Origin of the sequence: Hymenobacter puniceus (genome assembly GCF_014333525.1) — a bacterium.
Lineage (GTDB): Bacteria > Bacteroidota > Bacteroidia > Cytophagales > Hymenobacteraceae > Hymenobacter.
The window spans coordinates 299,252-311,582 of record NZ_JACSCX010000004.1 but is presented as its reverse complement, the minus strand read 5'-3'; the positions used below and the strand labels follow the sequence as shown (position 1 = coordinate 311,582).

The following is a 12,331-nucleotide window of genomic DNA, read 5'->3' as shown; positions in this document are numbered from 1 at the left end:
CCGTGGCCGGCTCTACGCTCACTACGCCATCTGTGGCGGCTACGGCCGCTGCCCGCTCGCCGGGCTACTATGTGCGCCAGCGGCTGCTGGGCAACCGGCCCGCCATGGCCGGGCTGAGCTTTATTGTGCTTTGCGCCCTCATTGCGCTGCTAGGGTATTGGGTGCTACCCGACAACTCGCCTAATGCCAATAACAGTCTGGTGCAGCTGCAGAAAGAAGCGCCCGGCTTCCAGGCCACGGTGTTGCGCCTGCCCATCCGGGATTCTATCCGCTCTGCCGCCGACAACATCTTCCGGACCTGGGCCTACGGCCGCGCCCCGCGCTACCAGGAGGTGCCCATCGGCAGCTACCGTTTCCAGGGAGACTCGGTATTCATCGAACCGTATAAAAACCATTCGGCCCTGGCTGATAAGGCCCGGCGCTATTCGCTGGCCGAGGTGGCAGGCCGCGCCGGTACTACAGATGAACTGCAGCAAATCGTGGCGCAGGAACGCATGATGCAACGCACTTACTGGCTGGGAACCGACAAATCGGGCCGCGACGAGCTGAGCCGGCTGCTGCTGGGTACCCGTGTGAGCCTGGGTATCGGGCTGGTGGCCGTATTGATTTCGGTGGTGCTGGGCATGGCCGTGGGCGCCGTGGCCGGCTACGTGGGTGGGTGGCTGGACTCGCTGCTGCTGGGCGTGATGACCGTGGTGTGGAGCATTCCGGGTATCATGCTGGTCATTGCCATTTCGCTGGCCCTCGATAGCAAGGGCGTCTGGACTTCGTTCGTGGCCGTGGGCCTGACCATGTGGGTGGACGTGGCCCGCGTGGTGCGCGGCCAGATGCTGAGCCTGCGCGAAAAAACCTTTGTGGAGGCCGGCCGCGTGCTGGGCTTGCCGCAAAGCCGCCTCATCATCCGGCACCTGCTGCCCAACATGACCGGGCCACTCATTGTCATTGCAACTAGTAATTTCGCGGCGGCCATTCTGCTCGAAGCTGGCCTGAGCTTCCTGGGTTTGGGAGTGCAGCCACCGGCGCCATCGTGGGGCCTGATGGTGAACGAAGGCTTCCAGCTGCTGGGCACCGAAGCCGGCCTCTGGCTGACGCTACTGCCCGGCTTGGCCATCAGCCTGCTGGTGCTCAGCTTCAACCTGCTCGGCAACGGCCTGCGCGACGCCTACGATCCTAAAACGCCGCTGAGCTAATGTGCTGATGAATGATGTGTTGATGTGAAATTGACGCCCATCGGACAGCTAGCGAAATAGGTAGAACAGCCAGTAAAAATCGGTAATCAGCACATCAATAATCAGCATATCAGTCCATGCCCAACTCTACGCTTACGCCTGAAAAGCGCCTCTTCCTGAAAGACCGGGAGCTGGGGGCCCTGCTGGAAATCACGCAGGCCATCAACCAGGACCATAGCGAGGGCGCGCTCTACAAAATCTTCCAGTTCACGCTGCTCGGCCAGCTCAATATCCGGCGGCTGGTGCTTTACGTAAAGGAAGAAGGCCAGTGGCAATGCGTGGTATCGTTTGGAGCCATGCTGCCCGATTTCCGGCGCATTGCGCTGCCCGAATCGGTGCTGCTGGGTACTGGCGGTCAGCCGGCCGCGCTGGCTGGCATGGCCCTGGGTCCCGAGTGGAGCATGCTGGAAGCTGTGATTCCGGTGGTGCGCAACGACGAGGTGGTGGCCTATGTGTTCATCGGCAACGTGCACGAAGACTACGCCAGCGGTGAGGCGGCTAAGTTTCTGGAAACGCTCAGCAACATTCTGCTCGGCGCCATCGACAACCGCCGTCTGGGCCGGCAGCGGATTGCGGCCGCCGCCATGCGCAAGGAAATTGAAATTGCGCAGGAGGTGCAGACCATGCTGTTTCCGCGCAAGCTGCCCAACGACGCCCATGTGGCTGTGGCCGCTTCCTACGTGCCGCACACGGCCGTTGGCGGCGACTACTACGATGTGGTGGACATCGATGCCAACCGCTTTCTGTTCTGCGTGGCCGACGTGTCGGGCAAGGGTGTGGCGGCTTCGCTGCTGATGTCCAACTTCCAGGCCGGGCTGCGCACGCTGCTGCGCCAGCAGGTAGATATTGCCATGGTAGCGCAGGAACTCAACAACCTGATTTTCCGCAACGCCGGCGGCGACAAGTTCATCACCGTGTTTTTTGGGGTGTATGACCGCACCACCCGCGTGCTGCGCTACGTGAATGCCGGCCACAACGACCCCCTGCTGATATCCGACTCGGGGCAAGTGGAGCGCCTGCGCGAAGGCACCATTATGCTGGGCGTGATGGATGAGCTGCCGGGCCTGAAAGTGGGAGAGGTGCACATTCCAGGTCGTGCCCTGTTGCTCAACTACACCGATGGCCTGACCGAAGTGTTCGACGCCAACCAAGAAGAATTCGGCGAAGAAGGCATTCTGACGCTGCTGGCCCGCAACCGCTATTTGCCGCTCAAGCGCCTGCACGAAGAGCTGCTGGCTTCCATCAAAGCCTACAACGTCAACGGCAGCCAGTTCGCCGATGACGTCACAATCCTGAGCTGCCGGTTCAAGTAGGCAAGTAAGGCGGTCATGTAGTATATTTACCACACTAGCGAGACGCTTCGGCTGCGCCTCTGCATGACCGCCTGTGGGGCCTTATTTAGCTTTCCCAGCCACGAAATTGAGGCCGAAAAACAGCTTTTCCTTGAGCAGCGAGTTGCTGCGCCAGAGGCGGCTTTCGCGGGCCATTACCTGTTGGGAGTTGCCGTTTTTGAACATGAACGGCGGAAACAGCCGGATGTACTGCACGTCGGCGGGGTAGATGTGCAGGTGCTGCTTGGCCAGCTCACGGCGCCAGGTGGCCAGGTCACGGATGTTTTCGTTGCCGAGCAGGATGTTCTTCTGCAGCTGCTCGTCGTAGATTTCAATGATGCGCTTGTTGCCGCGGCGCAAATACAGCTTCAGGTTCTGCACCACATTGCCGCCGTTTTCCTCCACGATAATGAGGTTGCCTTCCGGCTTCAGGGCTGAGTGGAAGATGCGCAGCGCATCCTGCAGCGGCTCCAGGTGGTGCAGCGTGTCCTGAATGATGACGTGGTCGTAGCTGGCCGGCGCCGGGGGCGAGTCGAACAGGTTTTCGTAGCTGTAGGTAAAGCCCGATACGTCGCCGAACTGCGACCAGTATTGCAGGCGCTCCGGAATATGCTTGAAGTAGAACTCCAGCGTAGTGCCGTGCACCTTGTAGCCGTTGAGGGCCAGGAATATAGCGGTGGTGCCGTAGCCGCAGCCGCAGTCCCAGATCGCAGCCTCCGGGTTGGGCAGGTGGTCGAGGATGTAGTGCAGACGCTGCGTGACGTAGGACTTGCGGAACTCGAAGCTGGCCGGATTTTCTAGAAACTTATAGTAGCTGGTCAGGTGCTGATTGCTGCGTAATTCATCCAGAAACAGCTCAAAGAATTCGTTAACCGTCATCGTCAGTGGCAAAAGAAGGGAAATAGGTGCGGGCACTGCTGCCTTTGGCGAAGGTACAGGCTAGAGATATTAGTTGTTAGTAGTGGGTTGATAGATGTTGGCGGGGAATTGTCAGTTGCTGGTTGTCAGTTGTCAGGTCGTTCAAGTTCTTTTCACCGACAACTAGAAACGAACAACTAACAACTATGCGGCCCGGGCCTGCTCGTCGTCTTCTACCCACAGCTGCACCCGGATCAGGATGGCCATCGAAATGTAGTAGAAGGAGCCAATCTTATCAACCTCCACCAACTCGTTGAGCAGCAGGTGAAACACTGTGATGACCAACGACAGGCCGGCGGCCATCACGAGGCGGCGGTGCTGGGCGGTCTGGGCGCGGTGGTAAAGGCGCTCCACGAGCAGCAGTGCCGTGAATACCAGTGCCACAAACAGCAAAAAGCCCGGCACGCCCTGCTCGGCCAGCTGCAGCAGGAAGTAGTTGTGGGTGGTGGATTTTTCCGGGTTGTCGCTCACGTAGGTGCGGAAGCTGCGCACCGTATAGCGCTTGTACTCGGGGTAGAACGTGGACGGGCCGCTGCCGGTCAGGGGCTTGTCGGCAATCATGTGGGCCGCCGCCACCCAGCGGTACACCCGCTCCATGCCCGATACGTCCTGCAGCTTGTAGGTGGCCTCCAGGTGCTTCTCGAAGTTGCCGCCGTTGAAGATGGTTTTCTCGAACTCCGGCGCGTACAGCATATAGGTGTTGTCGCGCACGAAATAGGCCGTGGTGAGCAACGTGCCCACGCTGGCTACCACCAGCACCACCCGCGTCAGGCGCAGCCGGATAATGCCGAAGTACAGCCCAGCCACCACTAATGACAGCATGGAGGCGCGGGTATAGGAGAGCAGCACGCCACCTACGGCAATCAGCACCACTGTGTACCAGAGCCAACGCGCGCCGCGCGAAGTAGCGTCGCGGGCGGCATAGAAGGCCAGCGGCACCAGCAGCGCGGCCGTGGCGGCGTACAGCACGTGGTTGTGGTAGAACGGCTGAATGGCCCAGTTAATAGAATCGAAGCCGAAGCCCTTGGCGGCGTGGCGCAGCATGGTGTACACCACGGTGGCGCACACGCCCGCCGCAAACAGCGCCACCAGCCGCCAGATGTCCTGGGCGCGGCGCACCACGGCCAGCGTCACAAACACAAAAGGCACGATGTACCACGTCTTAGCCAGCAGGTACTTCACCGACTTGAGCGTGTTCACCGAAAACGCCGTGCTCACTACCGACCACAGCAGCGCCAGCCCCATCAGCACCACCAGCGGGTGCGTCCAGACGCGGGCCGGCACCTGGCTACCACCCAGCAATATGCTCACCACAAAGCAAACCAGCAGCACCAGCAGCAGCGGCTCCGAAGGCACGTCCATGCTCAGGCCGCCGGGCAGCGCCACTTCCACCGAGAAGGCTAGTGTGGCCAGCAGAATGTAGTACACCCAGCGCCAATCTACGAGCAGCACGCCCACGCCCAGCGCCGCCACCGGAAGCGCCAGCCACCCCGCCGAGCGCAGCATAGCCGCCGTGCCACAACTCAGCAACAGCCCCACAAACGCCATAAAAAGGCGCTGGTCGGTGAATTGCGGCCGCAGGGAAGACAGGGGTTTCATGTAGGGCTTAGGCAATAGGGCCTAGGGCTTAGGGAATAGGGATTGTTAACTGGAGGTTAAGCTGATAAATAACCTAAGCCCCAGGCCCTATTGCCTAAGCCCTAACAACTAATTCTTGATCGACAGATTGCCGCGGTAGAGCTCCAGCAGCGTGATGAAGATGACGGAGAAGGCAAACGTCACGAGCACCGACGACAGCACGATAAACCAGCGCACCGGCGCGGCCTTGCGGGTGGCAGGGTAGGCTTCCTGCACCACGTAGATGCTGGAAATCTTGCCACTGATGCTTAGACTGGCCGATTCGTAGTCGCTGCGGGCCTTGAGCAGGCGGCCCTGCACGTCGTTGAAGCGGGCGTAGAGCGTGTTCATCCGGTCGATGCCGGCCGAATAGCTTTCCAGATTGAAGATGTTACCACCGTCGGAGGTAGTGAGGGCACGCAGGGCGCGGCGCAAACCGGCGGCTTTGCTGCTGTTGCCTTCACCCTCGGCGCGCCGCAGTGCGCTTTCAGTTTCAATGATTTCCTTGGCCAGATACCGGGATTCCAAGGCCAGGCCATACACGCCGTAGCGGCGGCGGCCGGTTAGCAGGCTGTCGTAGGTGCTTTGGTATTCGCGCTCCAGAAACTTGCGGCGCTGCTCGTAGAGGCCCAGCACCTTGCGGCGGTTGGCAAACGTGAGCTGCTGGTTGACGGAGTCGATGCTCTGCACCATAGCATTCACGATCCGGGCCGCCAGTACCTTGTCGGTGTCCAGAAAGGTCAGCTCGATGGCGTCCCGGTCGTTATGAACGATGTTGAGGTTGCTGGTGAATTCATTGAGCGCGGCGTTGTCGGCAATGTCGTCGCCGGGCTTGCCCACTTTGTAGTGCTCGTGCAGCTTAAAGCGCCGGATGATGCCCTCGGCCACCGGCTGCGACTGCCCGATGGTGATAACCCGGTCCAGATCTTCGTTGCGGCCGCCCAGCTCCAGCTTGCCGCCTTCCGTCACAATCCGGTCGGGGTCGGTGGTGTTGGGGTTGGTGGGGTAGAAAACCGATGTGGACTTGTAGACATTGGGCATCAGCAGCGCCACTACTGCACTAACTACCAGCGCCAGCGCCACGGCCCCGAGCACCAGATACTTCCAACGATTGATAACCGGCCACAGGCCCAGCAGCGAATAAGATCGGGATGACATAGAGGAGCGAAAAGACAAGCTACTGCGGGGGTGCCGGTCCTTCGGCTCCACCACAACGCAGCAAAGCTAGTGCAATCGGGCAAGAATCAAGTAGGAAGAATGGACCAGTATGCTGGCCGCGGGCTGCCAACTATGCGCCCGGCCCAGCGTCTGCCTGCGGGTTCTTGCGCCGACTATCGTATTTTCGCGGCCCATCCTCTATTCCTAGCCTCTATCAAACGCTTTTTCGGAAATATCAGCTTTGTAGTGCTGCTCAATCTGCTGGTGAAGCCCGGCTGGGTGGTGGTGGAAAACCTGGTGCAGGACCGGCTGGGGCACGCGGCGTTCGGCACGTTTACGGCCTTGTTCACGCTGGCTACCATCGTGGCGCAGGTATCGGACCTGGGCACCACGCAGCTGACCACCAAGCGGGTGGCAGCTAATCCCAACTTCCTGACCGAGTATTTCCCGACGCTGCTCCCACTGAAAGGCTGGCTGTCGGGGCTGTTTTTACTGGCTACGCTGGGCATTGGCTGGCTGCTGGGCTACCGCGGCCACACGCTCACGCTGCTCGGCCTCACGGCGGGCGGCTTGCTGCTGGCGCAGTTTACGCTGTTTTTGCGGGGCGTGCTGCAGGCGCATCAACGCTTCAATACCGATGCGCTGCTGTCGGTGCTGGAAAAGTTTCTGCTGCTGGGGCTAGTGCTACTGCTGGTGCCCATCGGTATTTCGCTGGACCGCTACGTGAGCGCCCGCACGCTGGCCGTGGGCTTCACATTTGTGGTGCTCTACGGCGTCATTGGGCGGCTCTATGGGCGGGTGCGGTTCCGGCTGCAGGTGGGCCAGGCCCGCACGGTGCTCAAAGCCAGTTTGCCGCTGGCCTTTATTACGCTGGTGTATGGCCTGAATGAGCGGATTGATATGCTGATGCTGGAGCGGCTGGTGTCGGCGCAGGAAGCCAGCTACTACGCCGCTGCCTACCGCTGGCTGGATACCATGATGATGTACCTCTGGACGGTGCTGCCGCTGTTTTTTGCCAAGTTCGCCCACGCCACCGGCCGGCCGCAGGAGCAAAAAGACCTGCTCTGGTTTGGCCAGCGCGTGGTCACGGTGCCCATGCTGCTGATTTGCGGCTTCGTGCTGTTTCGGGGTGAGGTGCTATTCTGGCAGTTCACGCACAGCACCCCGCTGGAAGTGGCCCGTATGGCGCTCTGTCTCAAGATTCTGTTCGTGAGCGTGCTGGTGCATGCTTTCTTTGCCATCTATAGCACGTTGCTCACCAGCACCAACCACGAGCGGCCGGTAAGCTGGCTGGTAGGACTCAGCATTGTGCTGAACGTAGGGTTGAACCTGGTGTTGCTGCCGCGGCTGGGGGCGGTGGCTGGGGCCATCAACACGCTGGTGTGCGCCGTGTTTGTGTCGGTGGGCTACCTGTGGCTGGTGCATCGGCGGACGGGCGTGCCGGTGCCGTGGGCGTGGTTGGCGCGGCTGGCGCTGGCGTTTGGGCTGCTGTGCGGTGTGTGGGCGGCCCTACAGATGGGTTTGCACCTACATTGGCTGCCGGAATCGGTGCTGGCCGGCCTCAGCTTCGTGGGCATCCTGTTCCTGATCCGTATTGTGCAGGTAGCCGAGTTGCGGCAGCTGCTAAAGAGGTGAACCGCTTGTCATGCTGAGCTTGCGAAGGACCTTATCACGCCGGCACATGTCATTTCGACGAGGTTCCCGCTGAGGTTCGCTGAGTCGTTCTGACGTGATAAGTTCCTTCGCTCTGCTCAGGATGACAGCTACCTTTGTCACCTGTCACCTGTCACCTGTCACCTGTCACCTCATCACCCAACCTTGCACATCGCCGTTAACACCCGCTTTCTGTTGCCCGGCGGCCAGCTGGAGGGCATTGGGCGTTTCACGTTCGAGACGCTGAAGCAGTTGGTAGCGGCACACCCCGAGCATACGTTTCACCTGCTGTTCGATCGGGCTTTTGATGCGCGCTACCTGACGGGCCCCAACGTGGTGCCGCATGTGCTGCTGCCGTCGGCGCGGCACCCGTTTCTGTGGGTGGCGTGGTTTGAGGGGGCCGTGGCACTGTGGCTGCGGCGGCACCGGCCGGCCGTGTTCCTCAGCCCCGACGGCTATACCACGCTGGCTACCAGCGTGCCCCGCGTCACGGTGTTTCATGATCTGGCTTTCGAGCATTTTCCGGAGCACATGAGCGGGCTGGAACATCGGTACTACCAGTTTTTTGCGCCTCGTTTTGCCCGCGCTTCGGCGCAGCTGGTGGCCGTGTCGGAGGCTACGCGGCAGGATCTGGTGCGCACGTATGGCGTGGCGCCCGGCAAAATCCGGGTGGCCGGCAACGCGGCAGATGCGCACTTCCAGCCCCAGCCGCAGGCCGTACAGACGACCACGCGGGAGCGGTACGCGGCCGGCAACCCTTACTTTCTGTTTGTGGGCGCCCTGCACCCGCGCAAAAACCTAACGAACCTGCTGCTGGCCTTCGACGCGTTCAAGCAGCGTACCGGCGCCGCTACCAAGCTGCTTATCGTGGGTCGCACAGCCTGGAAGGCCGGCCCCATGTTCGATGTATACCAGCAGCTGCAGTTTCGCCACGATGTGCATCTGACCGGCCGCGTGACGGAAGAAGAGCTGGTGCAGCTCTACGCCGCCGCCTACGCTACCGTCTACGTGCCGCTGCTCGAAGGCTTCGGCATTCCCATCATCGAGGCCCAGGCCTGCGCCTCCCCGGTCCTGACTTCCGACTGCAGTTCCATGCCTGAAGTAGCCGGCGGCGCGGCCCTGCTCGCCAACCCACAGGATTTCAGCGCCATTGCCGACGCGCTGGTGCGCCTGCAGCAGGAGCCCGAACTACGCGCTTCACTCATCGAAAAGGGCCTACAAAACGTGAACCGCTACTCCTGGCAGCACAGCGCCGAAGTGCTGTGGGAGGCGGTGCTTGCGGCAATTAATAATTGAGAATTAAGAATTAAAAATGATGAGCGCCTATTGTCTTCTGCAAATCATTACGCACCCAGTACAGGCGGACATTGGCCTACTATCACTCCCGATATTGTTAGCCTCAATTATCACCATTTTCAATTTTTAATTGAAAGCCTATGCGTGTCCACCGCCTCCCTGAAATCATGCAACGCTGGCTGCCGCACACTGAGTGGCGCGGGCCGGTGCGGGTAGGGGAGAAACCACTCTACCTTACCTTCGACGACGGACCCATTCCCGAAGAAACGCCCTTTGTGCTGGAGCAGCTGGCCCGCTACAGCGCCCGCGCCACGTTCTTCTGCGTCGGCGACAACCTAGAGAAGCACCCGGACATTGCCCGGCAGGTGCTGGCCGCCGGGCATCGGCTAGCCAACCACACCTTCCACCACGTGAGTGGCTGGCGCACGCCGCTGCCGCAGTATCTGCAGGAAGTGGCGCGCTGCCAGCAGGCGCTGGATGCGCTGCTACCGCAGCCAGAAACCCGGCCACTGCTGCGCCCGCCCTACGGCCGCCTTACCCGCGCCCAGGCGGCCGCGCTGCACCCCCACTACCGCCTCATCATGTGGGATTTGCTCACCTACGACTACGACGCCACCTACCCGCCCGAAACCTGCCTGCGGGCCGCTTTGGCCCACACTCGCCCCGGCGCTATCGTTGTGTTTCACGACAGCCACAAGGCCCGCCAGAACATGCGCGCCGTGCTGCCCCGCTACCTGGAGAGCTGCGCTGAACAAGGGTATTCGTTTGAGCTGTTGTAGCATGAGAACAAAATCAGGACGTCATGCAGAGCGCAGCGAAGCATCTCGCGTGCTGACGTTGTAAGAATGATCCAGCATCAGCACGCGAGATGCTTCGCTGCGCTCTGCATGACGGTCCTGAGCAACTCATTAACACATCAATAATCAGCACATTAATTTGCTTTTCCTCACGCTCTTTCTGGCCGGCTGGTTTCTGATTCTGGCGACGTCCACGCTGCTGCTGGCCGTGCGGCGCGGCAGTCAGCCGGGGCCGTTGCCGGAGCCGTTGCCGCGCGTGAGTGTCCTGATTGCGGCCCGCAACGAGGCGGCGGCCATTGGGCGCTGCCTACAGGCCATCCGGCAGATGGAGTACCCGGCGCACTTGCTGGAAGTGCTGCTCGGCGACGACGGCTCCACTGACAGCACCGCGGAGGCAGCCAGCCAGGCCATGCAGGGTTTTGGTGGCGCGTTCCGGGTGGTGCCGATTCGAGAAACGCTGGGCACGGCCCGCGGCAAGGCCAACGTGCTGGCTCACCTCACCCGCGCTGCTACCACCGACTTTTTCTTTATTACCGACGCCGATATTGCCGTGCCCCACACCTGGGTTTCGGCGCTGCTGGCCCAAACGCAGCCGGGCGTGGGCACCGTGACGGGCCTTACACTGGTGCAGGGCCCGCGCCTGTTCGATAAGCTGCAGGGCCTCGACTGGCTGATTTCGCTGGGGCTGGTGCAGGTGGTATCCGACCTGGGGAGGCCCGTGACGGCCATGGGCAACAATATGCTGGTGACGCGCGCCGCTTATGAAGCCACCGGCGGCTACGAGGCGCTGCCGTTTTCCGTGACCGAGGACTTCGAGCTGTTTCGCGCCACGCTTCGGCATGGTTTCCATTACCGAATTCTGTTTCGCCCCGAGGTGCTGGCCGAGAGCTTGCCGATGCCCACGTTTGGTGCGTTGCTGCACCAGCGTCGCCGCTGGAGCCGCGGCGTGGAGAGTTTGCCGTGGTGGCTGAAAGGTGGGCTGCTCTATTACGCGGGTTTCTATCCGGCGCTGCTGGCGCTGGGCTGGCTGGGCGGTCCGCTGGCGGCGGGTCTGGTTTTGCTGGCCAAAATGCTGCTACAAGGGGTGCTGGCGGCCGTCAGCTTCCGCCGCGCCGGCCGTCGTGCGCCGCTGCATCTGCTGCCGCTGTTCGAGCTCTACACGCCTGTCCTCACCGCCGCCCTGGCCATATTTCGCCTGCTGCCGCTTTCCTTCGACTGGAAGGGCAGAAAGTATCGGTAGGTTTTAGAGCTTGGGAAATAGGGCCTAGTGATTAGGGCACAGTACTTAGACTTGCTGCGCAGTGCCTTGGGCGTGGATGGGTGTGGTGAGCTGGGGAGGAGTTCCGGTCCGGCGGCTCTTTTAGCCGTTGGGCAGGTTGCCGCACGCTGACTTGCTGGCCAGATGCCGCCCCGAGCCCGGTCCGCCGTAACTTGCACCCGCCAAGCCGGTGCCGTTTTCAACCCCGCTACCAAGCCCCAATTCCTAATCCCCAGGCCCTAAGCCCTAGCAATGCATTTCACCGATTCGCACGCCCACGTTTATTCCGAGCAGTTCAAGCCCGACCGTGACGACATGCTCAACCGCGCCTTTGAGGCCGGGGTGCAAACCATCGTCATGCCCAACATCGACCACGAAAGCATCGACGCCATGCTGGAAACGGAGGCCCGCTTTCCGCAGCAGTGCCACGCCATGATGGGCCTGCACCCGTGCCACGTGACCAAAAACTTCGAGCGGGAGCTGTACGAGGTGGAAGACTGGCTGGGCCGGCGCCCATTTGCGGCAGTAGGGGAGTGCGGCATCGACCTGCACTGGGACAAGACCACCCTCGGCATCCAACAGGAGGCGTTGCGCGTGCAGATTGAACTGGCCAAAAAGCACCAATTGCCGCTGGTGCTGCACACCCGCGAAGCTTTCCGCGAAACCACCGACCTCATCGAGGCCGGGCAGGATGGCACGCTGCGCGGCGTGTACCACTGCTTTTCCGGTACCGCGGCTGAGGCCGAAGAAGCTATCCGGCTGGGCTTCCTGCTGGGTATTGGGGGTGTGGTCACGTTCAAAAACGGCGGCCTCGACAAGGTGCTGCCCGGCATAGCGCTGGAGCACCTGCTGCTCGAAACCGACTGCCCCTACCTTGCCCCGATGCCGCACCGCGGCAAGCGCAACGAGCCCGCCTACCTGCCCCTCATTGCCCGGCGCATCGCCACACTGCTCGGCAAAACCGAATCCGAAGTAGTGGAAGCCACCACCCACAACGCCCGGCAGCTGTTCCGGCTGTAGTAGCTGCCTGACAAGCAGTAGCGCGAACTTTGTAGTTCGCGTCTCCGCGTCGTT

At 61.4% G+C, this 12,331-nt stretch carries 10 protein-coding genes; 7 read left to right on the top strand and 3 right to left on the bottom strand.

Annotated features, from left to right (window positions below; translation table 11 throughout):
• Nucleotides 1-2: 2 nt before the first annotated feature.
• Nucleotides 3-1,190: an ABC transporter permease gene (locus tag H8B14_RS13585; RefSeq protein ID WP_315984829.1), complete on the top strand. Its 1,188-nt coding sequence runs from the start codon at nucleotides 3-5 to the stop codon at nucleotides 1,188-1,190.
• 116 nt (nucleotides 1,191-1,306) lie between these two features.
• A complete protein-coding gene (locus H8B14_RS13580) occupies nucleotides 1,307-2,542 on the top strand; it encodes a PP2C family protein-serine/threonine phosphatase (protein WP_187316180.1) in 1,236 nt (411 codons plus the stop codon).
• Between the two features lie 81 nt (nucleotides 2,543-2,623).
• Here the strand turns inward: H8B14_RS13580 and H8B14_RS13575 are convergent, their stop codons facing one another.
• The 3 genes from H8B14_RS13575 to H8B14_RS13565 all read right to left on the bottom strand — a co-directional run bounded on the left by H8B14_RS13575 (nucleotide 2,624) and on the right by H8B14_RS13565 (nucleotide 6,253).
• Nucleotides 2,624-3,439, bottom strand: coding sequence for a class I SAM-dependent methyltransferase (locus H8B14_RS13575; protein WP_187316179.1), 816 nt, complete (start codon nucleotides 3,437-3,439; stop codon nucleotides 2,624-2,626).
• A 183-nt stretch (nucleotides 3,440-3,622) separates the two neighbouring features.
• The gene (locus H8B14_RS13570; RefSeq protein ID WP_187316178.1) at nucleotides 3,623-5,077 is read right to left on the bottom strand and encodes an O-antigen ligase family protein; all 1,455 of its coding nucleotides are present in this window, start codon (nucleotides 5,075-5,077) and stop codon (nucleotides 3,623-3,625) included.
• A gap of 108 nt (nucleotides 5,078-5,185) precedes the next feature.
• A complete protein-coding gene (locus tag H8B14_RS13565) occupies nucleotides 5,186-6,253 on the bottom strand; it encodes a GumC domain-containing protein (RefSeq protein WP_187316177.1) in 1,068 nt (355 codons plus the stop codon).
• A 99-nt stretch (nucleotides 6,254-6,352) separates the two neighbouring features.
• On the opposite strand from H8B14_RS13565, the gene H8B14_RS13560 reads away from it, so the two are divergent.
• The 5 genes from H8B14_RS13560 to H8B14_RS13540 all read left to right on the top strand — a co-directional run bounded on the left by H8B14_RS13560 (nucleotide 6,353) and on the right by H8B14_RS13540 (nucleotide 12,277).
• Entirely contained in the window at nucleotides 6,353-7,888 is a 1,536-nt protein-coding gene (locus H8B14_RS13560; protein ID WP_187316176.1) for an oligosaccharide flippase family protein, read from the top strand.
• 183 nt (nucleotides 7,889-8,071) lie between these two features.
• Nucleotides 8,072-9,202 (top strand): glycosyltransferase family 4 protein, encoded by a 1,131-nt coding sequence (locus tag H8B14_RS13555; protein ID WP_187316175.1) that lies wholly within the window; start codon nucleotides 8,072-8,074, stop codon nucleotides 9,200-9,202.
• Nucleotides 9,203-9,369: 167 nt separating this feature from the next.
• Nucleotides 9,370-9,981 (top strand): polysaccharide deacetylase family protein, encoded by a 612-nt coding sequence (locus H8B14_RS13550; protein ID WP_261990015.1) that lies wholly within the window; start codon nucleotides 9,370-9,372, stop codon nucleotides 9,979-9,981.
• Between the two features lie 157 nt (nucleotides 9,982-10,138).
• Nucleotides 10,139-11,239 (top strand): glycosyltransferase, encoded by a 1,101-nt coding sequence (locus tag H8B14_RS13545; protein ID WP_187316173.1) that lies wholly within the window; start codon nucleotides 10,139-10,141, stop codon nucleotides 11,237-11,239.
• Nucleotides 11,240-11,509: 270 nt separating this feature from the next.
• A complete protein-coding gene (locus H8B14_RS13540) occupies nucleotides 11,510-12,277 on the top strand; it encodes a TatD family hydrolase (protein ID WP_187316172.1) in 768 nt (255 codons plus the stop codon).
• Nucleotides 12,278-12,331 lie beyond the last annotated feature (54 nt).